Raw genomic sequence first — 26,934 nt, forward strand, 5'->3', positions numbered from 1 at the left:
AAGAAAGATATTCCAGGCTACCGCTTCGTAGAGACTAAGAAACTTCCAAACGGCGACACAGAACACGTTTATGAGAAGGTTAAGACCAGTCACAAGGATAAGGAAGGGAATGAAATTCCAGGTTATCCAACAGAGGATGGTGAACAACCGAAGAAGGATATTCCAGGCTATGAATTTATCAAGACGATAACTGATAAAGATGGAAATACAGTCCATGTTTACAGAAAAAAGGTCACTCCACACAAACAAGAACCAGCGGGTAAAACACCAGTTAAGAGCACGCTTAAAGAATTGCCTAAAACCGGTACAGAAGCTCCTTCTGTCCTTGCAGCTCTTGGTATCCTTGGTCTGATGAGTGGATTTGGTCTTGTAACTCGCAAGAAAAAAGAAGACTAAATTTTTTCTATGGATACATAAATAAGAGAAATATTTAGATTCTTTTCTACTATTTGTCAAGGGTAATGCGGATTTCCAGTTCAAAATATATTCTCATTGAGTATTAAGGTAATATTTTAAGGATGAGTTCGAGCTGTTTTTTGAAAATTTTGGTACACTAAAAATACACCTCATCTGACATCTTTTGAAACGAGCTGTTACAATGATAGGGCATAGTTGGCTTTAATGATTTTAAGTTGAAGTATAGTTGTAAAGTTTGTTATGCATTACAAGGTAATACATTATCCTGATGAGTTGATGTATTAAGACAATCGCATGTGGCTTAGTTAAAGTCGTCTGCGATTGTCTTCTTTGTTGTCTCTTGAAAACCACTAGCTATGCTAGTGGTTCCGGATAGCTTTTAGCGTGGTAAGAAAAGAACCTCCTAAACTGATAAGATAGAAGTGGTTTCCCCACCACTACTAAACATCACAAAGGAGATATCTCATGAGAGAGGCTAATGAAAGTTTATCATATACCAAAGTATCGTCGTCAAATCATTTACGGCAGATATAAAGCTAGTATCGGAAAAATCATACGTGACTTATGTGAGCGAAAAGGTGTGACCATCCATTAAGCCAATGCTTGTTTCGATCATATTCATATGCTTGTCAGTATCCCGCCCAAACTCAGTGTTTCGGCTTTCATGGGATATTTAAAGGGAAATAGCAGCTTGATGATTTTTGATAAGCATGCGAATTTAAAATACAAATATGAGAATCGAAAGTTTTGGTGCAGAGGCTATTATGTAGATACGGTAGGCCGTAATCAGAAAGTGATAGCTGAATATATTCAAAATCAATTACAAGAAGACAGAGTAGCAGACCAGCTTACTTTATTCGAGGCAGTAGATCCGTTTACTGGCGAAATGAATAGGAGAAAGTAAGTCAAGGTGCTTAAGTACCTGCTCGGGAAAGTGGTGCGCGAGGAAGCTATTTCGGCGGGCTTTTACCCCTGACCGGTAGAAGCGGCTTACAGCCGCAGAATAAACCACCAGTTTACACTGGTGGTTTTGATTCTCATAGAAGTCTGCAATGTGATATGGATTGGTGTGACTAGCTGAAGCGATGTTATGAATATATTTATATAGGATTTTTCTAGTGTAAGGATTACTACGCTTGGTAATATGTTCCTGTGCCAGATAATCACTAGTTTAAAAGTGTTTGAGATCAATATTAATAAAAGATATTGTTTGGTTGGGAAGACCGTCAAGAGATTCCAATATTGCTATCCTGTAGGTATAGAGAGCAAGTTCTCGATTTCTGGGAAGGAAACTTGAAGAACCTTGTGTAACCTATTTTCTTAGGCCTGACGATATCTTCTGTCAGATTCTGATAGAATCGGCTGGGGTCACTATAAGTTGTTTTACGATTTAAGACAAATTTGTGAGGAAGCTAATTTGTCTACATCAATTTTATCTATTTTCCGTGCTCGCAGACTATTCAACTGTTTTTAGCTTCCAGAAGGTTAAGACGTATATAAGCGTATCCATTATTATCTAGAAATGCTTGAGGACGGTGAGAATAGACACCCGTAGCTTGGAATATAATATCTGTTGTGTTGCTCTGTTTTCAGGTCTTTCAGTAGGTGATTAAATCCAATCGTACCATTGGGCATAGAGTAGTAACCATGTATATTTTGTCCGTTGATAAGAATAGCTACTTCAGAGTTTGCTTTACTCACATCAATTCCTAAAACTTATCCATATCATGTTTACTTCTTTGTCTTGAATGGATTCCTTATTTTAGTGATTTCATTTCCAATATGATGTCTGGCATATCCCACATACTTTGATAAAATTTGAACTAAAACAGGTCTCTTGCCAATTTGTAAAACGACATCTAGCGCCATAGAGCACTACGACTTAACAAGATACCTTTACTTTATCATTTCGAAAATATAGATGAAATTTGACTATTATGCTATGTACAATTATTTTATAGAAAAGTAGTTTAAGGCTTTTGGTTAATGATTTAATTTATTGAACTATTCTAAGCCTTATCAAAAGATGGAAATCTCTGTAATTAAGAATTAGAAGGAAGAGATGATGCAAACAATAAATCATACAGAATTAATGAAATTAGGTTTCCCTGAACATACGGCACGGGATATTATAAGACAAGCAAAGTTAATTGCTGTTCGACAATTTGAAGAATCTAGAGCTTTATTGAATAATGTGGTAGAATTAAGTAAATCACCATTTGATAATTCTCGTCTTAATTTAGCTCCTACGTTTATTGTAGAAGAATTACTCGGCTTTAAGTTGCTTTCTGAAAGAAAGGAACAAAATGAGTAAAAAATATAAATGCGTAAGTCGAAATAAGAAAGGAAAGATTTATTATGAGGTTGAATTCAGTGTAGATCCATCTACGGGTGACCGAAAGAGGTTTAGGGTTAAATCTTATAAAGATCAATTTGGAATTGATTTTAAAACAGAAAAGCAAGCCTTTGACGAAGTCTGTAGGATAAGAACTGAATACAATGCTAAAATAGCTAGTGCCAGTTCAAAAAGACCACAATTAGATATTCCATTTTCAAAATTTATGGAAGATGTCTATTTGCCTTATTATAAGAAAACTGTTCAGCCCGTAACCTACCAAACTGCTTATCCTCAGTATAAGACTTTTATTGAAGTTTTTGCTGATAAGAAATTGTCTGAAATCATTGTTCGGGAATGCGAAGATTTTAGATTATCTTTAATGGAAGACTACTCTCCAAACTACGCAAAAGGACTTTGGTGTAAACTGAAGAAGTGCTTAAATTATGCAGAACGCTTGGAATACATTGAGAATAATCCTTGTCGAAAGTTAGACAATCCTAAAGGAGAAAAACCGAAAACTGAATTTTGGACTGTAGAGGAACTTGAAAAGGTATTAAAAACTTTTGATCAGACAGTTTATGAAGAGAGGCAGTTTTATACGGCTATCTGGCTTTATTTTATGACGGGGATGCGAGTCTCTGAGGGTCTTAGTTTAAAGTGGTCAGACATAGATCTTAAAAATAAAGTTATTCATATTCAGTCTACCTTAGAATATCAAGGGAATGGGAAATACGTTCGAAAAGAGCAGACAAAAACTAGGGCAGGAATGCGTTTCTTAGAAGTAGATGACGAAACTGTTAAAGTTTTGCAAAATTGGAGAACTGTACAAGTGTATAATAGAGAAGATAATTTCGTGTTAGCACGGTCTAACTCTCCAATGAACAAATCTACCTTAAGTCGAATGTTAAAAAGGCATGCACTAGTGGCTAAGGTTCCGGTTATTACTGGGAAAGGTCTACGTCATAGTCATGATTCGTTTATGATAAACGTTCTAAAAAAAGATGTTTTGTATGTCTCGGCTCGTTCAGGAAGAAAGGACAAAGCTACAACACTAAACATCTATTCTCATTTCTATGATAGACAGATTGTTACTGGCGGTGCTGAAATAACAGAGGTGTTAGGAGAGCTCGGACTAACTGCAAATCCCGCCACAATCCCGCCAAGTAAAGAAACCAAGTAAAAAATAGCTGTGTGAGAACAACCAAAGCAACGACGCCTCAGTTACTCTTAAATAATAGAGTTTCCAATGAAAATGAAAACCAGAGTTTAGGCTCTGGTTTTTTTGTAATTTCTAGTATGTATCTTTTGCCTTGTATCATTATTTAAGGTTTGAGAAAAAGAATCTTCTCTTTTAATCAGACTATATAACTTCCAAAAATCAATTTCTCTTTTCGGGCTATTGTTAGATAGTGAAATTTTTGTTATAATAGCAATATCAAATTTATAGGAGTATACAATGAAATCTATCAAACGTATTGTTTTAGCTACAATTTTTGCAATTGGTGCTATTATCCTTGTAGCATGTTCAGGTGCTGCTAAGAGTGACAACGGAACCTATGTTTATGAGGCTTCTAAGGATTTTATCAAGAACACACTTAAGGAGCAAGGCGCTTCAAGTGAAGAAGCAGAAAAATACGCTGATCAATTTTCTTTGAAAATGACGATTGAAATCAAAGATACCAAAGGTAAAGTAACTCTTGAAGCTAAAGCTTTGGGCAATAAGAAAAATCAAGATTATAAATTAAAAGTTGATCAAAAGAATAAAACTCTTGAATCAGAAAAGGGTGGCAACGACAAAGTTAAGTACAAAATTGAAGGCGATGTGTTGACATTGGATCTTTCTCAGTTGGAATCTGGTCAAGCTGACAAAGCTACTCTGGCAATCTTCAAAGATGCTAAGTTTAAACGAACTAAATAGTGAACGAAGTGAGATTTATAATCTCACTTTTTTCAATGATTTATGGCTTGTTAAATGAATGGCCACTAGGAGTTGATTTATTAAAACTACAAACTTTCAAATCAAAAAGGCTCTTGTTTTCTTCAGATTCCTCTTGCAGGAATGAGACAGCTTTTGGTATAATATTGATGAATTGAAGCAAAGGAATTCAATTTTTCAGTTGTGTATGAAAAAGTGCTGGGGAGTGCTTTTTTATTGTTTAAAAATGATTTTTAGGAGGAGAGATGAAATATATTTGGTCTTATTTAAGAAGATATCCTAAATGGCTCTTATTGGATTTCATAGGAGCGATTTTCTTTGTTATTGTAAATTTAGGTCTTCCTACAGTTCTTGCTCGTATGATTGATGAGGGGATTAATCAGGGAGATACCAGTCGTCTGTATTTTTGGGCGTTTATAATGTTATTAGTTATTGTAGCTGGAGTCTTTGGAAGAATTGTCCTGTCCTATGCGGCTGGTAAATTAACAACTAGTATGGTTCGGGATATGAGAAATGATCTTTACGCTAAGCTACAAGAGTATTCTCATCATGAATATGAACAGATTGGTGTGTCTTCGCTTGTGACACGGATTACAAGTGATGCTTTTGTTCTCATGCAATTTGCTGAGCAGAGCTTAAAAATGGGGGTCATTACACCCATGATGATGATTTCAAGTGTTTTTATGATCTTTTTAACAAGTCCGTCCTTGGCTTGGATTGTTGCCATTTCTGTTCCTTTTTTGGCGGTAGTGGTTTGGTATGTGGCTGTTAAGACACGTCCTCTATCAGAGAAGCAGCAAAAAACTTTGGATAAAATTAACCAATACGCTCGAGAAAATTTAACGGGTTTGCGGGTCATTCGTGCTTTTGCCAGAGAAGAGTTTCAAGAGGAGCGCTTTGCTTCAGAAAATGAAATCTATGCTGACAATTCCAATAAATTGTTCAAACTGACAGGATTAACAGAACCTTTATTTGTTCAAATCATTATTGCCATGATTGTTGCTATTGTCTGGTTTGCTTTGCAGCCTTTAGGAAGTGGAGAATTAAGAATCGGTGATTTAGTTGCCTTTATTGAGTACAGTTTTCATGCTTTACTTTCTTTCTTATTTTTATCAAGTCTCTTTACCATGTATCCTAGAACAGCCGTTTCTAGTGAACGCTTGAAGGAAGTTATGGATATGCCTATCTCCATTAATCCTAATGAAGAGGGTATTACTGAAACTGAAAGTCATGGTTACCTGGAGTTTGATAATGTTACCTTTGCTTATCCAGGTGAGACGGAAAGTCCAGTTCTTCATAATATTTCTTTCAAAGCAAAACCTGGTGAAACTATCGCCTTTATTGGTTCTACAGGATCAGGTAAGTCTTCCCTAGTACAGTTGATTCCACGTTTTTATGATGTTACCCTAGGGAAAATTTTGGTAGATGGAGTTGATGTCAGAGACTATCAACTTAAAGCCTTGCGTCAAAAGATTGGTTTCATTCCTCAAAAAGCTTTGCTATTTACTGGTACCATCGCAGAAAACTTGAGGTATGGTAAAGAAGATGCCAGTCATGAAGAACTAAATCAAGCCACAGATGTGGCTCAAGCTAAAGAATTTATCGAAAGTCGTGAGGAGCGATTTGAAACACACCTGGCTGAAGGAGGAAGCAATCTTTCTGGAGGTCAAAAACAACGTCTGTCAATCGCTCGTGCTGTTGTAAAAGAGCCGGATATATATATCTTTGATGATTCGTTTTCAGCTCTCGACTACAAGACGGATGCTATCTTACGTCGTCGTTTGAAAGAAGTAACCCAAGATGCAACAGTTTTAATTGTTGCCCAGCGGGTTGGCACGATTATGGATGCAGATCAGATTATCGTTTTGGATAAGGGTGAAATCGTTGGTCGGGGAAGACATGAAGAACTCATGGAATCCAATGCCATTTATCGAGAAATTGCCCAATCCCAGCTTAACAGTCAATCATTAACAGAAGAATAGGAGGGAAACATGGAGAAAAAACATTCTTTTGCTCGCTTATGGAGCTATTTAAAAGTCTATAAAGTATCTGTCATTTTAGCTGTTTTCCTCAAGATTCTCAGTGTCGTTATGAGTGTTTTAGAGCCATTTGTGTTGGGGCTTGCAATTACAGAACTGACTAGCAATCTTTTGGATATGGCTAAGGGAGTTGAAGGAGCTCACATTAATGCTAGTTATGTTGGTTGGGTCATGGTCTTGTACTTTGTTCGAGCACTCTTCTATGAAATCGGTTCTTACTATTCCAACTATTTTATGACCAACGCTGTACAAAATACAATTCGTGATTTGAGAAATGAACTCAGCCATAAAATTAATCAGATTCCCGTATCTTATTTTGATAAGCACCAGTTTGGGGATTTACTAGGCAGATTTACTAGTGATGTAGAGACGGTCTCAAATGCTTTGCAACAAAGCTTTTTGCAAGTAGTGAATGCTGTGTTTACTATTTCCTTGGTTATGTTTATGGTTCTTTATCTAAACTTGTCACTTGCTCTGCTTGTGATTATCAGTATTCCTTTGACTTATTTTGCAGCAAACTTTATTTTGAAGAAATCTCAACCTTACTTCAAAAAGCAGGCTGATATTTTGGGGGAAATGAATGGTTTTGTCCAAGAGAATCTAAGCGGTTTTAATGTTCTAAAACTCTATGGAAGAGAAGAAGCTTCTAGTCAAGACTTTGAAGCAATTACACAAAATCTTCAAGAAGTAGGTTTTAAGGCTAGTTTTATTTCTGGCTTGATGATGCCAGTTTTAAACGCGATTTCTGATTTAACCTATTTGATTGTAGCAATCTTAGGAGGTTTACAAGTAATCTCTGGACAATTAACAATTGGGAATATGCAAGCTTTTGTTCAATATGTCTGGCAGGTTAGTCAGCCGATTCAAAACTTAACACAGCTAGCAGGCCAATTGCAAAGCGCCAAGTCTTCTTTGGATCGGGTTTTCCAAGTTCTGGACGAGACAGATGAAGTCAATGATGTGTCTGAAAGACTAGAACACGACTTAACTGGTCAGGTCAGCTTTCATGATGTAGACTTCCAGTATGTGGCAGATAAGCCACTTATTCGGAACTTCAATCTTGAGGTTAAACCAGGTGAGATGGTGGCCATTGTCGGTCCAACAGGAGCTGGTAAGACGACTCTGATCAATCTTCTTATGCGTTTCTATGACGTTACTAAAGGTGAGATTACTGTCGACGGACATGATATTCGAGACCTTTGCCGTCAGGACTACCGCAAACAGTTTGGTATGGTATTGCAAGACGCTTGGCTTTACGAGGGAACGATTAAGCAAAATCTTCGCTTCGGGAACTTAGAGGCTACTGATGAAGAAATTGTAGAAGCGGCCAAGGCAGCTAATGTGGACCACTTTATCCGTACATTACCAGGTGGATATAACATGGAAATGAACCAAGAGTCAAGCAATATCTCGCTGGGTCAGAAACAGTTGCTTACGATTGCACGAGCGCTTTTAGCAGATCCTAAGATTCTGATTTTGGATGAAGCAACTTCGTCTGTCGATACACGTCTTGAACTCTTGATTCAGAAGGCTATGAAGACACTCATGCAAGGGCGGACCAGTTTTGTCATTGCTCACCGACTGTCGACCATTCAGGAGGCAGATAAGATTTTGGTGCTCAAGGATGGTCAGATTATCGAGCAAGGCAATCACGAGAGTCTCTTGGCAGATAAAGGATTTTATTATGACCTTTATCAAAGTCAATTTTCTAAGAAAGCAGAAGAAGCTTGAAAAACTTGCTAAAATGTTTGGTAACTGCTAGAATATTAAACGAAGTGAGGTAGCAATGTCTTTAACTAGTCAAATTATTACAGCAGAATTTCCTGATTTAGATAAGGTAGAAGCTCTTAATCGAGAAGCTTTTCCTGAAGAAGAGAGAGTTCCTATTAGTGAATTTCTTCGCTATACCAACGATGAACAATCTCATTTCTTTGCTTTTTACAATGAAGAAGAGTTTGTGGGCTTTGCTTTTGCGATCTACAATGAAAAATGCTTTTATGTTAGTTTTTTTGCGATTATGCCACATCTTCGCAGTCATGGTTATGGAGGAGAAATCATCCATAAACTAACAGAGTTTTACCAAAAAACCATGGTTTTAGAAGTAGAACGTTTAGATGAAGAGTGTGATAATCTAGAGCAACGTCAAGCACGTATGGACTTCTATAAAAGAAATGGATTCAAAACGAGTAATGCTTTTCTAGAATATGATGACCTAAGCTTTGAAATCTTATATTTAGGTGATCACTTTGATGAGGAAGCCTATCGGGATATTTTTCATATGCTCCAAGAGAAGAACTTTTTTGAATTTGAAATTAAGCATAGAAGATTTAGTGATGCGTAAATAAATAAGACCTCTGAACTATTTTTCAGAGGTCTTATTCTGAATAATAGTTGTTTTAATTATGACGAATTTCTTCTTGATTTTACTTATTTTGCAAAATATAATATTTTTGATATAATGTGAAAATGTTATAAATAAAGAGGAGTTATTATGATAAAAAAAGGTGCCTTAACAGGCTTGCTCTTGTTTGGAATATTTTTTGGTGCAGGAAACCTGATTTTTCCGCCATCTTTGGGTGTTCAGTCGGGTTCTAATTTTTGGCCAGCTATTGGTGGCTTTGTCTTATCTGGGGTCGGGATTGCTGTATTAACCTTAGTTATTGGGACTCTCAATCCTAAGGGATACATTCATGAGATTTCACGTAAAATCGCTCCTTGGTTTGCCATCGTTTATCTTGTAGCCTTGTATCTGTCTATAGGTCCCTTCTTTGCGATTCCGCGGACTGCAACAGTAGCCTATGAAGTTGGGATATCTCCTTTACTTCCTAAAGATATAACTGGTCTTGGTTTGATTGTTTTCACGACAATTTATTTTGCCGCAGCGTATCTGATTTCTTTAAATCCATCAAAGATTTTAGATCGGATTGGTCGCATCCTAACTCCAGTTTTTGCAATTTTAATTATTATTTTAATTATACTGGGTGCCTTTAAATATGGCTCAGCAGCACCTCAGCAGGCTTCAGCTACCTATGCTGCATCAGCATTTGGACAAGGATTCTTGGAAGGATATAATACTTTAGATGCCTTGGCTTCGGTTGCTTTTAGTGTGATTGCTGTAACTACACTGAATCAACTGGGTTTCAAAAATAAAAAAGAATACATTTCAACTATTTGGATTGTTGGACTAATTGTTGCCCTTGCCTTTAGTGCTATGTATATTGGCTTAGGATATCTAGGTAATCATTTTCCAGTTCCTGCTGAAGTGATTGCAAAAGGCAACCCTGGTGTATATGTCCTATCTCAAGCCACTCAAGCTATTTTTGGTCCTACAGCACAAATCTTCCTGGCTGTTATGGTTACGGTGACTTGCTTTACGACTACAGCTGGTTTGATTGTTTCAACAGGAGAGTTCTTTAATAATACTTTCCCCAAAGTCTCTTATAAAACTTATGCAACCATCTTTACTTTGATTGGTTATGCCATTGCTAACCTTGGTTTAAATGCGATTATCCAGTATTCAGTACCAGTTTTGCAAATCCTTTATCCAGTTACGATTGTGATTGTGATGATTGTTATTGTAAATAAATTCTTACCCTTGTCAAAAATTGGCATGCAAGTGACAGTTACGCTAGTGACTTTGATTGCTCTTGCAAGCATTTTGGGTTCTTTATTCAAAGTCAAGGAAGTTATGGATGCAATAAATACTTTGCCTTTTGCCCAAGCTTCTTTGCCTTGGTTACTTCCAGCTCTTTTAGGAATTATTTTGTCACTCATTTTACCTGATAAACAAAAAAGTGAATCTTTTGAAATGATCTAGAGTATAATCCTCAAGTTTTTGTGGCTTGGGGATTTTATTTGTTTCAAGCTCTTGTTGAAGTACTTTGGTATAATATTGTTCTAGTGAATAGCTTTTTTTAGAACAGTTAAGATATATTTATGAAACAGCTTTTTATTTTCTTTAAGGAGGTGTGAATTGAAAGAATGAAAAATAAGAAAAGTTTGATTTTAATCCTTGCTTCTTTACCTTTTCTTTCTATTGCCTTTTATTTCTTTATGATTCCTAGGGATTCTCTTCAAAAAGGTCCCATGTATGAGCTGTTAGAAAAGAAAGGTTTTGTCTACGTTGAAAGCCGATATCATAGTGTCAGAGGAATTGATTTTAAAAATAAAGAGGCTTTTGAAAATGACCAATACCTTATTAAAAACGGAAAATTATATGATGACGTTGGGGAAAAAGATGCAAAAGATCGATTTGACCAGCTTCTTTTAGATGAGTTTTCATTTATCTTGTCTCACCCTAAATAGACGAGCGATCAAATATTTATAGAAAGTTATCAGATCACACTTTCGGCAGATGAAGTTATCAATAAGGATCTGCTGAAGGAAAGGCATATACCAAAACTTGAACGACTTTATTCAATTTATCAAGATAGTTTTAAAAAAGTGAGGATTAGCTTTAATAAAGAAAATTTACCTACGAAAGTTGAACTTTATTATGAGGGTGAAAATGGTCTAGCTTGGTATTCCTGGCGAACCTATTCCTATCCTTACAAGAATGAAGCTGATTTTAGAGAAGACTTGGATAGTGTTTACAAGATATACAAGGATCAACAGAAAATAGAAGCAGATAAAAAGAAAAGTAAAAAGTAGGATTTCTTATCATAGATAATTACCTTCATAACAAAAGGAGTGAGAATGTTTAAAAAATGGTCAAGTTATATTAGGGCTTACAAAGCTCTATTTATCTTTATTGTCCTAGTCATTGTAATACAGAACTTGTTATTTTTTTACACTTTCAAAGCTTCTAGCATTCTTCTGCAAAAACGTTTTGTATTTGTACAGGAAGTGACAGATGTAGAAGAGGAGTTCTATTCGAAAGGAATTGCATTTGATTTAAAGAAAAGGGAATTCTTTGATACTAGTAATGGATGGGCCATTAAAGATGGGCAAGAGTATAGCAAGTATGGGCGAGAAGATGCGCAAGATTCTTATAATAAGGCTCTATACAGCGAAGTTTCCTCAGCTCTTCTTAACCTTAAGGTGACGCCCAATCAAATTAAGAATGCAAATTATGAAATCATCATGTCCCCAGAGACCCTTGTGAATAAATCGCTCTACAAAGCTAAAAGATCTCCAGAATTTGAAGAATTGTTTATGGATAAAGAGCTTGGCTTTAGCAAAGTTAGGATATCTTTTAATAAAGATTTTCTTCCTACAAAAATTGATTATTTTTACAAAGGACAAAAAGGTTTCAAGTGGTACACCAAACGATTGTATTCCTATCCTTATGAAAATGACGCAGATTTTGAAAAGTATTTAAATAGTTATCTTGAATATCTTAAAGAATGGAATAAAGAATATGAAGCAGAAAGAGAAGAAGAGGAATCCTAAAATGAATAAAAAGTTCTTTATCAAGATATCAAATTCAAGTTTTCTCAAATCGATCTCCCTATTTTTAGGGAGATTTTTATTTTATACTAGAGTCATAAAAAAACAAACCTAAAGGAGAATCTTATGAAATTCAATACAAATCAAAAATATACCCGCTGGTCAATCCGTCGTTTAAGCGTGGGTGTGGCTTCCGTCGTTGTTGCCAGTGGTTTCTTTTTGCTAGTTGGTCAACCAAATACCGTACATGCAGATGATCTCACTTCAACTCCTACTAAAGTTCTTCAAGAAGATTCGTCATTATTAGAAAAGAATAAGTTGCCAGAGACAGCTTTAAAAGAAGAAATGAATTCGGCTCTAACTGCAAATCAGTCAACTCCTAAGGAAGAGGTTGATGAAACTATTTCTCTAGATAAGTCTAGCCTAGCTCCTAAGGGAGAAGTGGTAAAACCAAAAGAAGAACAGACTATGGCAGAAGTTAGCAATCAAAAAGAAGAAGCTAAACCGGAGGCAACTCTTGTTGAAGTTTCAAACCAAGATCGTGAAGCGACTACTTCTCAATCGGTAACGACTCCAGATGAAGTTAGAAAAGGAGTTGAAGAAAATACTAAGGACTCAGTAGACGTTCCGGCCAGCTATTTAGAAAAAGCGAACGTTCCTGGTCCATTCTTGGCAGGCGTTAATCAAGTTATTCCGTATGAAGCTTTCGGTGGAGACGGCATGTTGACGCGTCTCTTACTCAAATCTTCTGACAAGGCTCCTTGGTCAGACAATGGTTCAGCTAACAATCCAGCCCTCTTGCCACTTGAAGGCTTAGCGAAAGGTCAATACTTCTACGAAGTGGATTTGAACGGCAATACTACAGGTAAAGACGGGCAAGCCCTTCTCGACCAACTTCGCGCTAACGGAACTCGCAGTTACCAAGCTACTGTCAAGGTCTATGGTGCCAAAGATGGCAAACCAGATTTGACAAATCTTATCGCGACTCGTCAAGTAACGATTCAGCTTCGTGGAAAAGGAATGGCTACAATACCATCTCAAGAAGGTCAAATGAATATGAAACCTTCTACAACACCATCTCAAGAAGGTCAGATGAATAAGAAGCCTTCTGCAACAGATTCTATGAGTACAGCTGAGGGTACGAAGGAAGTAGATCATCGCATGACTGATGTGAAGGGGGAACACCCAACTTCTAAGCCGATGGCAGATACGATGAAAAAAAATGATAAGGCTACGTTACCCACAACTGGTGAAGCTCAAACAGCTACAGCTACCATTGGTTTCTTAGGACTAGCTTTGGCAGGAATTCTTAGCCTGCTAGGTTTGAAAGAAAAACAAAAGGATTAAGGTTCAAATCATTTAAAAATTACTAAAAATAGTGTTATACTAAAGCCAGTATAACACTGTTTTTATCAGGAGATTGGCAAATGGGAAAGACAATTTTACTTGTTGATGATGAGATGGATATTCTGGATATCAAAAAGCGCTATCTTGTGTAGGCTGGCTACCAAGTTTTAGTGGCTCGAGATGGCGTGGAGGGATTAGATCTTTTCAGAAAGAAATCTGTTGACTTGATCATCACGGATATCATGATGCCAAATATGGACGGTTATGACTTTATCAGTGAGGTCCAGTATATAGTACCTGATCAACCTTTTCTTTTTACAACGGCTAAGACCAGCGAGCAAGAAAAAATTTATGGCTTGAGCTTAGGAGCAGATGATTTTATAGCAAAACCTTTTAGTCCGCGCGAGCTAGTTCTAAGAGTCAATAATATTCTGCGCCGACTTCATCGTGGAGGTGAGATCGAACAAATTGAGCTCGGTGACTTGACGATGAATCATGTGGTTCATGAGGCTCGTATCGGGGAGTATTTTTTGGAATTAACAGTGAAGTCCTTTGAACTGCTTTGGGTTTTAGCTAGTAATCCTGAGAGAGTTTTTTCAAAGACGGAGCTTTACGAGAAGGTGTGGCAGGAAGACTTCGTAGATGATACCAATACACTTAATGTTCATATCCATGCTCTGAGACAGGAATTGACCAAGTATGCCAGTTCAGACACTCCGGCTATCAAAATTGTCTGGGGTCTTGGGTATAAAATGGAAAGATCACGAGGTGGAAAACGAAATTAAAAAGTTACATTCTAGTAGGGTACCTAATTTCTAACCTACTAACGATTTTACTCGTTTTCTGGGCAGTCCAGCGAATGTTGATTGTAAAAAGTGAGATTTATTTCCTAGTTGGAATGACATTGATTGCTAGTTTTATAGGAGCGGCAGTCAGTCTCTTTCTTTTATCGCCAGTATTTTCTTCCCTTTGGCATCTGAAAAAACAGGCTCAGAATATAGCTGACAAGGATTATAGTACAGAGATTGACGCCAAGGGTCCTATCGAATTTCAAGAGTTGGGTCAGGCTTTTAATGATATGTCGCATAATTTGCAAGAAACATTTGAATCGCTTAATGAAAGTGAACGAGAAAAAGGAATGATGATTGCCCAGCTTTCTCACGATATTAAAACTCCTATTACCTCTATTCAGGCGACTGTGGAGGGGATTTTAGATGGAGTGATTGAAGAAGAGGAGCAGATTCATTACTTGACCACGATTAGCCGTCAGACAGAGCGTTTGAATAAATTGGTGGAAGAATTGGATGTTTTGACTCTTAATGCCCAGCCTCAAATAGAATCAGATGGAGAAGCTGAAATAGTCTTTCTAGACCAGCTATTGATTGAGGCTATGAGTGAATTTCAACTATTGATTGAGCGAGAGGAGCGGGATATCTACATTCAAGTGTCTCCTGAGTCAGCGAAAATTAAGAGCCATTACGATAAACTTTCCCGTATTTTGCTCAACTTGCTAAATAATGCCTTTAAATACTCCGACCCTGGAACTAAAATTGAGATCGTGGCTCAATTAACTGAGCAAATCTTGACAATCAGTGTGAAGGATGAGGGACGGGGTATTGCTCCTGAGAATTTGGATAAGATTTTTAAACGCCTTTACCGTGTGGAAACTTCTCGAAATATGAAGACAGGTGGGCATGGTCTGGGCCTTGCTATTGCACGTGAGTTGGCTCATCAGCTGGGTGGGGAAATAACGGTCGAAAGCCAGTATGGCCTAGGAAGCACTTTTACATTTACTCTCAACTTAACATAAATCCATAATAAGTGATAAATATTTTTAACTCTTGATTTAGCAAAGATAAAATCAAATTCAAGTTTTTTCAAATCGATCTCCCTATTTTTAGGGAGATTTTTATTTTATACTAGAGTCAGAAATTGATAGAGAGGTTTTTGAAATGGCAACAAGTTTTTTGTTCTTTATTTCTGTTTTTTTGGCGGGAATTCTATCTTTTTTCTCGCCTTGTATCTTACCGCTTATGCCAGTTTATGTAGGAATTCTGCTGGATTCGGATCAGCCGAAAACAGTTCGGTTTATGGGAAAAGATATTTCCTGGTATGGTCTAGTTAAGACGCTCTGCTTTATAGCTGGCTTATCAACTGTATTTTTGGTTTTGGGCTATGGAGCTGGTGCTCTAGGGCAAGTCCTCTATGCCCCTTGGTTTCGCTACGTTTTGGGCGGGATTGTCATTCTACTGGGAATCCACCAGATGGGACTTATCAATATCCAACAACTGCAAAAGCAAAAGAGCATTCAACTTAAAAAGAATAGTAAAAGAAGTGACTTTCTTAATGCTTTTCTCTTGGGGATTACCTTTAGCTTTGGTTGGACACCTTGTGTAGGACCAGTCCTAAGTTCTGTTTTAGCAATTGCGGCTTCTGGAGGTAATGGTGCTTTGCAAGGTGGTTTGCTCATGCTAGTCTATACTTTGGGCTTATCGCTTCCTTTTTTAGCAATGGCTTTGGCTTCCGGTTGGGTATTACAACGCTTTTCTAAACTAAAACCTTATATGGGAGTTCTCAAAAAGATTGGTGGTGCTCTCATTATACTTATGGGAATTTTGCTGATGCTTGGGAATCTAAACGCTTTAGCATCATTATTTGGATAAATATTATATAATTAAAGGAGACTTATCATGAAAAAAATCGCTTCACTTACAATCGCTGCACTTAGTATCTTTGTCCTAGCTGCCTGTTCTAGTCAAAAGTCAGACAGTAATATGAAAAAGACTGATGACAGTAGCATGATGAAGAAAGACGATATGAAAAAAGACGACATGAAGAAGGAGGATATGAAAGACTCCAGCATGTCTGATGATAAAATGAAAAAGGATGATATGAAGGACTCTTCTATGATGTCCGACAGCAAGTCTGATATGAAAGATGATATGAAAAAGGATGATATGAAGTCAAGCGATTCAAGCATGAAGGATGACATGAAAGATTCATCCGAAATGTCATCTGACAAATAGTAATTCCACCATAGGAAAGAAAGTCGTCAGTTTTGTCGGCTTTCTCCTTATTTTGAAAGGAAAGAAAACGATGAAGAAGTTATCAATATTGACTATCAGTCTACTTTGTGTCGGCTTTTTGGGAGCCTGTTCAAATCAGAAGACAAACTCGGAAGTTTCTAAAAGTGCTAAAAGTAATATAGAAACAAAAGCTGATTCTGGTCAATCTACCAAGATGGCTAAAGACTTTAGTCTGCAGGGTGTGGACGGCAAGACTTACAAGTTATCTGATTTTAAAGGTAAGAAAGTCTATCTAAAATTTTGGGCTTCTTGGTGTTCTATCTGTTTATCCACTCTTGGAGATACTAATGACTTGGCTAAGGAGCAGGAAGGGAAGGACTATGTCGTCTTATCAGTGGTATCTCCGACCTTTAATGGAGAAAAGTCAGCAGATGATTTTAAGAAATGGTATAAGTCTTTGGACTACAAAGACTTCCCAGTTCTGATGGATACTAAGGGAGAATTGTTGAAAGAATACGGTATTCGATCTTATCCATCTGCACTCTTCGTAGGCAGTGACGGTTCACTTGCCAAGACACACATTGGCTACATGAGCAAGGAAGATATTGAGAAAACATTGAAAGAAATCAAGTAGAAAGGAGCAATAAACATGGGAGGAAAATGGAAAATTTTTCTGGTTATCCTTAGCTTGTTTGTATGCTTTGGACTAGTCTATACGATTGCCGGAAATAGCAATCAGTCATCTTTTGAACAGATTAAGAAAGCTTCAATGAGTAAGACGGAAGTAGTAAAGAAAAAGAAAGAAGATGTTAAAGAAGCTGATAAGCGTGTAATCTATCTGGCAGGTGGTTGTTTCTGGGGTGTAGAAGAGTATTTCTCTAGAGTACCAGGTGTCATTGATGCTGAGTCCGGCTATGCAAATGGTAAGGGTGACACGACCAAATATGAATTAGTTTCCCAAACTGGTCATGCTGAGACAGTAAAAATCACCTATAACGTTAAAAAGATATCTCTCAAAGAAATCTTACTTCATTATTTCCGTATTATTGATCCAACTTCTAAAAATAAACAAGGTAATGATCAAGGTACACAATATCGGACAGGTGTTTATTATAAGGATGAAGCAGATTTGAATACCATCAATCAAGTTTTTGATGAAGTGGCTAAGAAGTACGATAAACCTCTAGCTGTTGAGAAAGAACCATTAAAAAACTATGTTAAGGCTGAAAACTATCATCAGGATTACCTAAAAAAGAATCCTAATGGATATTGCCATATTGATGTTAATCAAGCTGCCTACCCTGTTATTGATGCTAATCGTTATACTAAGCCCAGTAATGAAGAGATTAAGTCCAAGCTCTCTCCTGAAGAATACGCAGTCACACAAAAGAATGACACAGAGCGGGCCTTTTCTAACCGCTATTGGGATAAGTTCGATGCTGGTATCTATGTGGATGTGGTGACAGGAGAGCCACTCTTTTCATCAAAGGATAAGTTTGACTCAGGCTGCGGTTGGCCGAGTTTCACACGTCCTATCAGTCCAGATGTTGCGACTTACAAAGAAGACAAGAGCTTCAATATGACTCGAACAGAAGTTCGTAGTCGGGTTGGAAATTCCCATCTGGGCCATGTTTTCACAGACGGTCCTAAGGACAAGGGTGGCTTGCGCTATTGTATTAATAGTTTGTCAATCAAGTTCATTCCAAAAGCTGAGATGGAGGAGAAGGGCTACGGTTACCTTTTGGATTATGTTTAAGAGCTTTTTTTGATAAAATTTGCTATAATAAATCCAGCTAAAATAAGGAGTTGAATCTTGTGTATTCAATTATGATTGTAGAGGATGAATATCTGGTAAGACAGGGAATTGCGTCCTTAGTAAACTATGAGCAGTTTGGTATGCAAGTCATTGCCCAGGCTGAAAATGGAAGAGAAGCTTGGCAAAAATTTCAGGAAAATTCTGTTGACATTCTGCTGACCGATATCAATATGCCACTGATGAATGGCCTTGAACTAGCCAAGCTAGCCAGAGAAAAGGCTCCTAAGTGTCATATTGTTTTCCTGACAGGTTATGATGACTTTGACTATGCTAGGACAGCCATTAAACTAGGTGCAGATGACTATCTTCTTAAGCCTTTTTCCAAGACAGATGTTGAGGAGATGTTGGCCAAAGTGCAGACCAAACTTGATAAGGAAAGAAAAAAAGCCCAGATTCAAAACTTGGTCGATCAGGGACAGCGCTCTGAAATGGAAGAAGCTATTCATGCACAACTGTCTGATCCAGAATTAAGTCTGAAAAGTTTGGCTTTTCAACTAGGATTTAGCCCATCCTACCTAAGTGTTCTCATAAAAAAAGAACTAGGCTTGCCCTTTCAAGATTATTTGATTCAAGAACGGATGAAAAAAGCAAAACTCTTACTCTTGACTACAGATTTGAAGATTTATGAAATAGCAGAGCAGGTAGGTTTTGAAGATATGAACTATTTTTCTCAGCGCTTCAAGCAGGTGGTAGGGCTGACACCTCGGCAGTTTAAAAAAGGAGAGGAGAAATGAAACGATATCCGCTTCTTATCCAGTTGATTGTCTATATTTTTCTGCTGGTTCTTTTCCTCTTGGGATTTGTTGGGAGTCTTTACTATCAGACTAGCTCGGGAACTATTCGGCAGCTGACAGAGAGAACGACGCGCAATAGTATGGAGCAAAGCGGTCAGTTCATTGCTTCCTATTTGCAAAAATTAAAACAAACCACCTCTACACTAAGTAAGGAAGAAACGATTCGGAAGTTTGCTCAGAATCAAGAAAGCAGCGAAACGTCAGTGCAAGCTTTGATGAAGACCATCATTGAAACAGATCCGGATTTGGTGTCGGCAGTATTGGTTACCAAGGATGGACGTGTGGTCTCGACAGATTCTCAAATCAGCATGCAGACGTCTTCTGATATGATGAATGAAAAATGGTACCAGGAAGCTGTCCATACCAGAGCCATGCCTGTCTTGACACCTGCTCGCAAGGAGTCTCTGTCGTCAGAGAAGGAGAAGTGGGTTGTTTCCGTCACTCAGGAAGTAGTAGATGAAGCAGGGCAGAATCTTGGTGTTTTGCGTCTGGATATCGGCTACAATAGTCTCAAAGCCTATTTGGATCAGCTTCAGCTAGGAAAGAAGGGCTTTAGTTTTATTGTTAATAGCCAGCATGAATTTGTCTACCATCCTAAGAAGAGTGTTTATTCCTCTAGTCAGGAAATGAAAGCTATGCAGCCCTATATCTCGGTCAAGGACGGTTACGCAGACCAGAAACAGGCATTTGTCTATCAGATTGACATTCCAGATAGTGATTGGACTTTAATTGGCGTTGCCTCATTAGAGCAATTGCAGATGCTTCAGTCACAGATGCTTTATTCTTTTGTAGGAATGGGCGTTTTAGCACTCCTGCTGTGCTTGATTGGTATTTGGTTTGTTCTGCGTTTGTGGATTAAGCCTCTCCAGAATCTACAAGCAGTCATTCTGAAGATTGGGGCAGGTGACTCAAATTTGCGAGCGGAGGCAAAGGGTTCTCCGGAGTTGGTTGACTTGGCACAGCAGTTCAATAAAATGCTGGATCAAATCGAACAACTAATGGAAGCTGTTAAGACTGAAGAACAAAATGTCCGTCGTTATGAGCTCCGAGCTCTCTCGGCTCAAATTAATCCCCATTTCCTTTATAATACCTTAGATACGATTGTCTGGATGGCTGAGTTTAATGATAGCAAGCGTGTTGTTGAGGTAACAAAATCACTCGCTCAGTATTTCCGCTTGGCGCTCAATCAAGGACATGAACAGATTGCTCTTAAAGATGAGATTGATCACGTTCGTCAGTATCTTTTTATCCAGAAGCAACGCTATGGTGACAAGCTCCAGTATGCGATTGAAGAGGATGAATCTCTAGCTGATTATAAATTGCCTAAGCTGGTACTACAACCTTTGGTTGAAAATGCCATCTACCATGGTATCAAGGAAATTGACCGACAAGGCATGATTCGAGTGACGTCGAAAGTAGAAGAAGGAAAACTGCTATTGTCTATCTATGATAACGGATGTGGCTTTGATCTCCAAGATTCATCGGAAAAGACTCTCCTTCGCTTAGGTGGTGTTGGTCTGAAAAATGTCGATCAACGCTTGAAACTGCAGTTCGGAGAAGACTATCATATGGAAATCCAGTCGGAGCAAGATATCTTTACTCTGATCAAAATATATCTGCCGCTATCCTATGATAAATAGTAGTTGATTGAATAAAATAACTTATAGCCGGAGAGAGTTTTTCCGGCTTTTTCTGTTTAATACTTTCTAATTAAAATTCATCATTTTGTTAGTACGAAAATGATAACAAAAAATACCGTAGCAAATTTGTGAAAAATAATCCGCTTTCATTTATAATGGTTTATAGAACAGTAGGACTCTCTGTAAAAAGTTCTAAATTGTTTAGAAAAAACTAGTAGAGTTATTGAGAAAATTCATTTCTCATCTCTGTTAAGTAACATAATAAAAAAGAAGGATGGATGATGGAAAGCTTACTTTTCTCAGTTTCAGTTTTTTTAGCGGGAGTGCTATCATTTTTCTCTCCCTGTATTTTTCCCTTACTTCCGGTGTATATCGGAATCTTATTAGATTCAGAGGATAAACCCAGAACTGTTCGATTTTTAGGCAGAGAAATTGCCTGGTATGGACTTGTTAAGACTCTTTGTTTTATTGCGGGAATATCATGTGTTTTCTTCATTTTAGGATTTGGGGCGGGTTTTTTAGGAGCAATTATTAATTCTTCTTGGTTCCGCTATGTTATGGGGATCATCATTATTCTACTTGGTGTCCACCAAATGGAATTAATCAATATTAAACCCTTGCAAATGCAAAAAAATGTCGCTTTTAAAAAAGATAGTAAACGCAACGAGTTTCTCTCAGCATTTGTATTGGGAATTACTTTTAGTTTTGGTTGGACTCCGTGTATTGGTCCTATTCTAAGTTCAGTCTTAGCACTGGCTGCTTCAGGAGGGAATGGTGCTTTTCAGGGGGCTATTCTAACCTTGGTTTACACCTTGGGTATGGCTCTACCTTTTCTAATTTTAGCATTGGCATCTAGCTTTGTGATGCAGTATTTTAATAAAATTAAACCTTATATGGGGCTTCTGAAAAAAATCGGTGGTGTTATTATTATTCTGATGGGGATCTTGCTCATGCTTGGACAGTTGAACGCCTTGTCAGGGCTATTTGGATAAGTGTTAGTGCCCTAAACAATTTGAAAAAATTTTTATGTTTTTGGGATTAGATATTTTCTTATAAAAGGAGAAAGTGATGAAAAAATATTTAACTTTTGGTGTTGGTTTGTTAGCTGCAGTGTTTTTAACTGCTTGCTCTGACGAGATGGGAATGGAAACAAAAAGCAGTAGCAATCAACCTGCTCAGAATTCTGTCGGTCAGATAGCTGTCGGTCAGGAAGCTCCTGACTTTACTTTGAAGTCTATGGACGGAAAAACTGTTAAGTTATCTGATTATAAAGGAAAAAAAGTTTACTTGAAATTCTGGGCTTCTTGGTGTGGACCATGTAAGAAAAGTATGCCAGAACTAATAGAATTGGCTGGAAAGAAAGACCGCGATTTCGAAATTTTAAGTGTCATTGCCCCAGGAATTCAGGGTGAAAAGTCTGAAACAGACTTCCCTAAATGGTTTGAAGAACAGGGCTATAAAGATGTTCCAGTTTTATATGATAGCCAAGCAACTACCTTCCAAGCCTATCAAATCAGAAGTATTCCAACAGAAATTCTCATTGATAGTCAAGGAAAAATTGGTAAAATTCAATTTGGAGCTATCAGCAACGAAGATGCTGAAGCAGCCTTTAAAGAAATGAAGTAAATAGAATATAAAAAAGAATGGATAAAATTTCCATTCTTTATTTTTACTTAAGCACTTGCGCCAGAAGAGGCATCGGCACCTCCTCCACCATCTCCGTGACCACCAGCATCTGAAGCGCCAGAAGTAGCATCTGCGTCTCCATGACCTCCAGCAGGAGCAAATGGTCCGCTACCACCAACCAAACGTTGACCAGTTTCTTTTAGATACCAGTCAAGCCATGGTTGGAAGTTAAAGACGATTTCATTGATACCAGCGTATGATCCATCAGGATAGTACATCGCTTGGTAGTTGTGGGTGTTGATAACACCTGCAGGTGAACCTGGGACAATTGTCCGTACGTATTCTTGATTTCCATTGCGAAGTGTTCCGATAACCCACTCTACATTCTTCATACGTGCTGGCGGAAGAGAACCATGAACGGTTGACATACGGCTACCTGATTGAGGTGGCACGCGTTTAGCAAACATGGTGTCTGGATCTTGGTGAGCGTTGTTGTAGTAGAGGAATTGGTTGTTATCGTCAGCGTATGTTAATTCAAATGGCATAGCCTTCAAGAACATATCAATCTGGTTAACAGTCAAGATACCATGGTCCAACTTGACATAAGTATCTCCAGAAACAGCTCCAGTGATTTCTGCAACTTTTTCTACCCATTCTGGATCATCTGGATCAACTTCTGTAATCGTTGTAGCGATTGGTTTTCCACAATCTAAGTCTTCAGGTTCAATTGGTTTTGGTTTTTTCAATTTTGAAACCACCTCTACATATTTGATAAAGTTATCTAAGCATGATTCAAGGAATTTAACAGTACCTTCGTTAGTGATATTGCCATCATTGTCAAAAGCTTCTTTTGCTTTTCCTAGAAGAAATTCATTACCAGGTAAAGTATAAGCATTTACACCTGGAGCGTCTAGGATTTTACGTAGGTGAACTTGAGCACGAGAAGTTCCTTGGTCGTAGTATGATGCACCGACAATCATGACAGGCTTGTTTTCGAAAGGATGAACCTCGTAAGAGAGCCATTCTAAGACACTCTTCAAAGGAGCGCTGATAGTATGATTGTGCTCAGGAGTTGCGATGATGACGCCGTCTGCACGTGTGATTTTGTTATACAAATAACGCAATTGGAAGCTTTCATCCCATTTTTCATCCTGGTTAAACATTGGGACTTCATCGATTTCTAAGACTTCCAATTCAAATTTAATTTTGAACTGACGGCGGATGAATTCCAATAATTTTCGGTTATATGATTGTTCGTAGTTTGATCCTACAATTCCAACAAATTTCATTCTTTCAGTCTCCTATCTTACAATTTTTCCCAGTCAAATTCTTCAGCATCTTTGCGAAGCAATTCTTGTGCGTTGCGCAATTTGTCAGTGATTTTGACAAAGATACGGAAGTCATCAAAGATAGCATCCAATTTTTTGACAACATCAAGATCCACCAAATCTCCGCTTGGGTCAAAAGCTTGAAGAGAATGTGAAAGCAGGAACTCGTCTGGAAGTACATTTGCCTTGATTTCTGGAGCGTTCAAAATTTGACGGAGCTGCAACTGGGCACGAGAGGAACCAAGAGTACCATAAGAAGCACCAGTAATCATGACCGGCTTGTTCAGCAAGGGATAGATGCCATAAGAAAGCCAAGCTAGAGCATTCATGAGTACAGCTGGAATAGAGTGGTCGTACTCAGGTGTTCCAATGAGTACACCGTCTGCTGCATCGATTTTCTCGGCAATTTCTGATACTAACTCAGGCACACTTCTATCAGCAGGTTTATTAAACATTGGGATATCTTTAATCTCTACCAGCTCGATTTCAGCCTTGTCAGCAAAGTGCTTAGACATATATTGAAGAAGTTGCCGGTTTGTGGAACGTTTAGAATTTGTTCCAACAATTGCGATAAGTTTTAACATAGTAGGTTCCTTTCTGGATTTAGGATAGAATTTCTGGGGTAAGACCAGATGAATAAAAAATTTGATTATCTTCTGTAATAACGAAGGCTTCGATTCCATTTTCTTGCTCAACTTTTTCTAAGATAGAACTAGGGCTGTCACCAAATAAGCGTGTTGTCCATATTTCTCCATCAACTGATTTATCTGAAACAATGGTGAGACTGGTTAACTGATTATCAATTGGATATCCAGTATTTCGATCGAAAATATGATGATATATTTTGCCATTTGCTTTCAGATTTCTTTCATAGATTCCCGAAGTAACAACAGACTGGTCTTGGATGGACAGCAAGGCTAAGTTGTTTCCGCGAGCTAGTTTTGGATTCTGAATTCCGATGCGCCATAAACGATTATTTTGTTGGTTCTGGCCAATAGTCAGGATATTTCCTCCAAGATTAATGAGTGCAGAAGTGACACCTTTTTCTTTTAGGAAATGGGAGATTTTATCAGCGATATATCCTTTAGCGAGGGCACCAAGGTCAATCTTCATCCCAGACTGTTTCAAAAATACTGAACGGGATATTGGATCTAATTCAATGTTTTCTGGATCGGTTAAGGAAAGAACCTTTTCAATCTCAGAAGCGATCGGGACTCTGGCATCTTTAAAGCCAATACGCCAAGTTTGAATAAGGGGCCCTATAGTGATATTGAGATGACTGCCTGGAATAAGACTGTGTTTTTTCCCTAGTTCAATTAGCTCGAACAAATCAGGATGAACACAGATCGGCTCTTTTCCAGCAGCGTGATTCACTTGCATTAGTTCTGAGCTGTCATCATTAGCACTGAAACGATTTTCATATATTTTTAATAAGGAAAAAACCTCATCTAGAAGAAAGTCAGCATTCTCATGTAAAATAGAAATGCTAATTGTCGATCCCATTAAACGAATGGATCTAGAAGTGAGATCCACTTTTATCACAACCTTTCCTAAATAGTTCATAATCTACTTTATTAGTATATCAAAAAGACAACGTTTTCACAAATGAATTTTATATATTTTCAGAAAAAATAAGTAGCTTTCCTTGCATCCATACCTACTATTAATCCGATTTTTAAAGAACGACTGTAAATAGGTGTTTTCATATGATTCTTAGAAAAATGAAAAATATTGAGCATTTTTGTTGAAACCGCTAACAGATTGATGGTATAATACTCTGGTAAATTAAATTTTAAAGGTGGATTTATTCTATGAGTAAAATTGTTGTAGTAGGTGCTAACCACGCAGGTACAGCATGTATTAATACTATGCTTGATAATTATGGTTCAGAAAATGAAATTGTAGTTTTTGACCAAAATTCAAACATTTCTTTCCTTGGTTGTGGTATGGCTCTTTGGATTGGAAAGCAAATCGATGGAGCTGAGGGCCTATTTTACTCTGATAAAGAAAAGTTAGAAGCAAAAGGCGCAACAGTTCACATGAATGCTCCGGTTCTTTCAATTGATTATGATAAAAAAGAAGTTACAGCATTAGTAGATGGTAAAGAATATGTTGAATCTTATGAAAAGTTAATTTTTGCAACAGGTTCTACCCCAATCATTCCTCCAATCAAAGGTGCTGAAATTGTTGAAGGAAATCGTGAATTTAAAGCAACTCTTGAAAATCTTCAATTTGTAAAACTATACCAAAATGCAGAGGAAGTTATTGAAAAACTTCAAGACAAGAGTAAACATATTGAGCGTGTTGCAGTAGTTGGTGGTGGTTACATTGGTGTTGAACTTGCTGAAGCCTTTGAGCGTCTTGGAAAAGAAGTTATTTTGGTTGATATCGTAGATACTGTCTTGAATGGATACTATGATAAAGACTTTACGCAAATGATGGCTAAGAACTTGGAAGACCACAATATTCGCTTAGCGCTTGGTCAAACTGTACAGGCAGTTGAAGGCGATGGCAAAGTTGAACGCTTAGTAACTGATAAGGAAACATTTGATGTAGATATGGTTATCCTTGCTGTTGGTTTCCGTCCAAATACAGAATTGGGAGCAGGAAAAATCGAATTGTTCCGTAACGGTGCATTTTTAGTAGATAAGAAGCAAGAAACTTCAATCCCAGGTGTATTTGCTATTGGTGACTGTGCAACGATTTACGACAATGCTCGTCAAGAAACAAGTTACATCGCTTTGGCTTCAAATGCTGTTCGTTCTGGTATCGTGGGTGCACACAATGCTTGTGGACATGAATTAGAAGGAATTGGTGTTCAAGGATCAAATGGTATTTCAATCTATGGCCTTCACATGGTATCAACTGGTTTGACTCTTGAAAAAGCAAAAGCAGCGGGTTATAATGCAGTAGAAACTGGTTTCAACGACTTGCAAAAACCAGAATTCATCAAGCATGATAACCATGAAGTAGCATTGAAAATCGTTTATGACAAGGACACTCGTATTGTTTTAGGGGCACAAATGGTTTCTCGTGATATCTCAATTTCAATGGGTATCCACATGTTCTCATTAGCAATTCAAGAACAAGTGACAATAGATAAGCTTGCTCTTATGGACTTGTTCTTCTTGCCACACTTCAACAAGCCATATAATTACATTACTATGGCTGCACTTTCAGCTGAATAAAATGAAGAAAGCTCCTTTTTGAGGAGCTTTTTGCATGTTAGATCCACTTTC

General features: G+C 37.7%; 25 protein-coding genes and 3 pseudogenes. 24 read left to right on the forward strand and 4 right to left on the reverse strand.

Annotation, left to right across the window (positions count from 1 at the left end; genetic code table 11):
* Positions 1–396: LPXTG cell wall anchor domain-containing protein (locus AWH02_RS02715; protein ID WP_145762176.1), on the forward strand; the 396-nt coding region annotated here is incomplete at its 5' end.
* 499 nt (positions 397–895) lie between these two features.
* Positions 896–1,321: pseudogene (gene tnpA / locus AWH02_RS02720) on the forward strand (IS200/IS605 family transposase).
* 117 nt (positions 1,322–1,438) lie between these two features.
* Here tnpA and AWH02_RS11130 read toward each other — a convergent pair.
* A pseudogene (locus AWH02_RS11130) lies at positions 1,439–2,124 on the reverse strand (IS110 family transposase); the annotation flags it as partial.
* Between the two features lie 355 nt (positions 2,125–2,479).
* On the opposite strand from AWH02_RS11130, the gene AWH02_RS02725 reads away from it, so the two are divergent.
* The 21 genes and pseudogenes from AWH02_RS02725 (at position 2,480) to sdbB (ending at position 22,367) form a co-directional block, all read left to right on the forward strand.
* On the forward strand, positions 2,480–2,731 hold the full coding sequence (locus tag AWH02_RS02725) for a DUF3173 family protein (RefSeq protein WP_060553561.1): 252 nt from the start codon (positions 2,480–2,482) through the stop codon (positions 2,729–2,731).
* Positions 2,724–3,935, forward strand: a complete 1,212-nt coding sequence (locus AWH02_RS02730; RefSeq protein ID WP_060553562.1) for a tyrosine-type recombinase/integrase — start codon at positions 2,724–2,726, stop codon at positions 3,933–3,935. Before AWH02_RS02725 ends, AWH02_RS02730 begins: the two co-directional genes overlap by 8 nt.
* A 276-nt stretch (positions 3,936–4,211) precedes the next feature.
* Positions 4,212–4,673 carry a hypothetical protein gene (locus tag AWH02_RS02735; protein WP_060553563.1) on the forward strand — a complete coding sequence of 154 codons (462 nt, stop codon included), beginning with the start codon at positions 4,212–4,214 and terminating at the stop codon, positions 4,671–4,673.
* 263 nt (positions 4,674–4,936) lie between these two features.
* Positions 4,937–6,673: an ABC transporter ATP-binding protein gene (locus AWH02_RS02740; protein WP_060553564.1), complete on the forward strand. Its 1,737-nt coding sequence runs from the start codon at positions 4,937–4,939 to the stop codon at positions 6,671–6,673.
* A 9-nt stretch (positions 6,674–6,682) separates the two neighbouring features.
* Positions 6,683–8,461, forward strand: a complete 1,779-nt coding sequence (locus AWH02_RS02745; protein WP_060553565.1) for an ABC transporter ATP-binding protein — start codon at positions 6,683–6,685, stop codon at positions 8,459–8,461.
* A gap of 55 nt (positions 8,462–8,516) precedes the next feature.
* Positions 8,517–9,071, forward strand: coding sequence for a GNAT family N-acetyltransferase (locus AWH02_RS02750; protein WP_045503088.1), 555 nt, complete (start codon positions 8,517–8,519; stop codon positions 9,069–9,071).
* A 150-nt stretch (positions 9,072–9,221) separates the two neighbouring features.
* Positions 9,222–10,547, forward strand: coding sequence for a branched-chain amino acid transport system II carrier protein (brnQ, locus tag AWH02_RS02755; RefSeq protein WP_060553566.1), 1,326 nt, complete (start codon positions 9,222–9,224; stop codon positions 10,545–10,547).
* 164 nt (positions 10,548–10,711) lie between these two features.
* Positions 10,712–11,035 carry a hypothetical protein gene (locus AWH02_RS02760; protein ID WP_060553567.1) on the forward strand — a complete coding sequence of 108 codons (324 nt, stop codon included), beginning with the start codon at positions 10,712–10,714 and terminating at the stop codon, positions 11,033–11,035.
* A gap of 138 nt (positions 11,036–11,173) precedes the next feature.
* A complete protein-coding gene (locus AWH02_RS11135) occupies positions 11,174–11,380 on the forward strand; it encodes a hypothetical protein (RefSeq protein WP_060553568.1) in 207 nt (68 codons plus the stop codon).
* 45 nt (positions 11,381–11,425) lie between these two features.
* Positions 11,426–12,121 carry a hypothetical protein gene (locus AWH02_RS02770; protein ID WP_060553569.1) on the forward strand — a complete coding sequence of 232 codons (696 nt, stop codon included), beginning with the start codon at positions 11,426–11,428 and terminating at the stop codon, positions 12,119–12,121.
* Positions 12,122–12,244: 123 nt separating this feature from the next.
* Positions 12,245–13,465 carry an SSURE domain-containing protein gene (locus tag AWH02_RS02775; RefSeq protein WP_060553570.1) on the forward strand — a complete coding sequence of 407 codons (1,221 nt, stop codon included), beginning with the start codon at positions 12,245–12,247 and terminating at the stop codon, positions 13,463–13,465.
* 80 nt (positions 13,466–13,545) lie between these two features.
* Positions 13,546–14,250: pseudogene (locus AWH02_RS02780) on the forward strand (response regulator transcription factor).
* Positions 14,226–15,275, forward strand: a complete 1,050-nt coding sequence (locus AWH02_RS02785; RefSeq protein ID WP_060553571.1) for a sensor histidine kinase — start codon at positions 14,226–14,228, stop codon at positions 15,273–15,275. Before AWH02_RS02780 ends, AWH02_RS02785 begins: the two are co-directional and overlap by 25 nt.
* Before the next feature lie 142 nt (positions 15,276–15,417).
* Positions 15,418–16,128, forward strand: a complete 711-nt coding sequence (gene ccdA2, locus AWH02_RS02790) for a thiol-disulfide oxidoreductase-associated membrane protein CcdA2 (protein WP_008808632.1) — start codon at positions 15,418–15,420, stop codon at positions 16,126–16,128.
* A 27-nt stretch (positions 16,129–16,155) separates the two neighbouring features.
* Positions 16,156–16,491, forward strand: coding sequence for a hypothetical protein (locus tag AWH02_RS02795; RefSeq protein ID WP_060553572.1), 336 nt, complete (start codon positions 16,156–16,158; stop codon positions 16,489–16,491).
* A gap of 70 nt (positions 16,492–16,561) precedes the next feature.
* Entirely contained in the window at positions 16,562–17,125 is a 564-nt protein-coding gene (locus tag AWH02_RS02800; protein ID WP_060553573.1) for a redoxin family protein, read from the forward strand.
* 15 nt (positions 17,126–17,140) lie between these two features.
* Entirely contained in the window at positions 17,141–18,247 is a 1,107-nt protein-coding gene (gene msrB, locus AWH02_RS02805; protein WP_060553574.1) for a peptide-methionine (R)-S-oxide reductase MsrB, read from the forward strand.
* Between the two features lie 59 nt (positions 18,248–18,306).
* Positions 18,307–19,041 carry a response regulator transcription factor gene (locus AWH02_RS02810; protein WP_060553575.1) on the forward strand — a complete coding sequence of 245 codons (735 nt, stop codon included), beginning with the start codon at positions 18,307–18,309 and terminating at the stop codon, positions 19,039–19,041.
* Positions 19,038–20,741 carry a cache domain-containing sensor histidine kinase gene (locus AWH02_RS02815; RefSeq protein ID WP_060553576.1) on the forward strand — a complete coding sequence of 568 codons (1,704 nt, stop codon included), beginning with the start codon at positions 19,038–19,040 and terminating at the stop codon, positions 20,739–20,741. The genes AWH02_RS02810 and AWH02_RS02815 overlap by 4 nt, the downstream gene beginning before the upstream one ends.
* A gap of 281 nt (positions 20,742–21,022) precedes the next feature.
* Positions 21,023–21,733, forward strand: a complete 711-nt coding sequence (gene ccdA2, locus AWH02_RS02820; protein ID WP_045503067.1) for a thiol-disulfide oxidoreductase-associated membrane protein CcdA2 — start codon at positions 21,023–21,025, stop codon at positions 21,731–21,733.
* A gap of 76 nt (positions 21,734–21,809) precedes the next feature.
* Complete coding sequence (sdbB, locus tag AWH02_RS02825; RefSeq protein ID WP_045503064.1) at positions 21,810–22,367, forward strand: thiol-disulfide oxidoreductase-associated lipoprotein SdbB; 558 nt, start codon at positions 21,810–21,812, stop codon at positions 22,365–22,367.
* A 47-nt stretch (positions 22,368–22,414) separates the two neighbouring features.
* Here the strand turns inward: sdbB and AWH02_RS02830 are convergent, their stop codons facing one another.
* From AWH02_RS02830 to AWH02_RS02840, 3 genes are read right to left on the reverse strand one after another with little or no spacing between them, the layout of a single operon-like run.
* Positions 22,415–23,656, reverse strand: coding sequence for an NAD(P)H-dependent oxidoreductase (locus tag AWH02_RS02830; RefSeq protein ID WP_045503061.1), 1,242 nt, complete (start codon positions 23,654–23,656; stop codon positions 22,415–22,417).
* 17 nt (positions 23,657–23,673) lie between these two features.
* On the reverse strand, positions 23,674–24,279 hold the full coding sequence (locus AWH02_RS02835) for an NADPH-dependent FMN reductase (RefSeq protein WP_008808641.1): 606 nt from the start codon (positions 24,277–24,279) through the stop codon (positions 23,674–23,676).
* 19 nt (positions 24,280–24,298) lie between these two features.
* Positions 24,299–25,228 (reverse strand): FAD:protein FMN transferase, encoded by a 930-nt coding sequence (locus AWH02_RS02840; protein WP_185952637.1) that lies wholly within the window; start codon positions 25,226–25,228, stop codon positions 24,299–24,301.
* 278 nt (positions 25,229–25,506) lie between these two features.
* On the opposite strand from AWH02_RS02840, the gene nox reads away from it, so the two are divergent.
* Positions 25,507–26,883 (forward strand): H2O-forming NADH oxidase, encoded by a 1,377-nt coding sequence (gene nox, locus AWH02_RS02845; protein WP_060553578.1) that lies wholly within the window; start codon positions 25,507–25,509, stop codon positions 26,881–26,883.
* The last annotated feature ends 51 nt before the right edge of the window (positions 26,884–26,934 follow it).

The sequence above is a fragment of the Streptococcus gordonii genome (assembly GCF_001553855.1).
GTDB classification, from domain to species: domain Bacteria; phylum Bacillota; class Bacilli; order Lactobacillales; family Streptococcaceae; genus Streptococcus; species Streptococcus gordonii.

Excerpts from the sequence above, each read along its gene's own strand:
- AWH02_RS02835 (WP_008808641.1), bottom strand. The coding sequence starts at position 24,279 with ATGTTAAAACTTATCGCAATTGTTGGAACAAATTCTAAACGTTCCACA.
- AWH02_RS02745 (WP_060553565.1), top strand. The coding sequence starts at position 6,683 with ATGGAGAAAAAACATTCTTTTGCTCGCTTATGGAGCTATTTAAAAGTC.
- brnQ (WP_060553566.1), top strand. The coding sequence starts at position 9,222 with ATGATAAAAAAAGGTGCCTTAACAGGCTTGCTCTTGTTTGGAATATTT.
- ccdA2 (WP_045503067.1), top strand. The coding sequence starts at position 21,023 with ATGGAAAGCTTACTTTTCTCAGTTTCAGTTTTTTTAGCGGGAGTGCTA.
- sdbB (WP_045503064.1), top strand. The coding sequence starts at position 21,810 with ATGAAAAAATATTTAACTTTTGGTGTTGGTTTGTTAGCTGCAGTGTTT.
- AWH02_RS02830 (WP_045503061.1), bottom strand. The coding sequence starts at position 23,656 with ATGAAATTTGTTGGAATTGTAGGATCAAACTACGAACAATCATATAAC.
- AWH02_RS02815 (WP_060553576.1), top strand. The coding sequence starts at position 19,038 with ATGAAACGATATCCGCTTCTTATCCAGTTGATTGTCTATATTTTTCTG.
- msrB (WP_060553574.1), top strand. The coding sequence starts at position 17,141 with ATGGGAGGAAAATGGAAAATTTTTCTGGTTATCCTTAGCTTGTTTGTA.
- AWH02_RS02760 (WP_060553567.1), top strand. The coding sequence starts at position 10,712 with ATGAAAAATAAGAAAAGTTTGATTTTAATCCTTGCTTCTTTACCTTTT.
- AWH02_RS02750 (WP_045503088.1), top strand. The coding sequence starts at position 8,517 with ATGTCTTTAACTAGTCAAATTATTACAGCAGAATTTCCTGATTTAGAT.
- AWH02_RS02775 (WP_060553570.1), top strand. The coding sequence starts at position 12,245 with ATGAAATTCAATACAAATCAAAAATATACCCGCTGGTCAATCCGTCGT.
- ccdA2 (WP_008808632.1), top strand. The coding sequence starts at position 15,418 with ATGGCAACAAGTTTTTTGTTCTTTATTTCTGTTTTTTTGGCGGGAATT.
- AWH02_RS02725 (WP_060553561.1), top strand. The coding sequence starts at position 2,480 with ATGATGCAAACAATAAATCATACAGAATTAATGAAATTAGGTTTCCCT.
- AWH02_RS02735 (WP_060553563.1), top strand. The coding sequence starts at position 4,212 with ATGAAATCTATCAAACGTATTGTTTTAGCTACAATTTTTGCAATTGGT.
- AWH02_RS02740 (WP_060553564.1), top strand. The coding sequence starts at position 4,937 with ATGAAATATATTTGGTCTTATTTAAGAAGATATCCTAAATGGCTCTTA.
- AWH02_RS02795 (WP_060553572.1), top strand. The coding sequence starts at position 16,156 with ATGAAAAAAATCGCTTCACTTACAATCGCTGCACTTAGTATCTTTGTC.
- AWH02_RS02730 (WP_060553562.1), top strand. The coding sequence starts at position 2,724 with ATGAGTAAAAAATATAAATGCGTAAGTCGAAATAAGAAAGGAAAGATT.
- AWH02_RS02800 (WP_060553573.1), top strand. The coding sequence starts at position 16,562 with ATGAAGAAGTTATCAATATTGACTATCAGTCTACTTTGTGTCGGCTTT.
- nox (WP_060553578.1), top strand. The coding sequence starts at position 25,507 with ATGAGTAAAATTGTTGTAGTAGGTGCTAACCACGCAGGTACAGCATGT.
- AWH02_RS02770 (WP_060553569.1), top strand. The coding sequence starts at position 11,426 with ATGTTTAAAAAATGGTCAAGTTATATTAGGGCTTACAAAGCTCTATTT.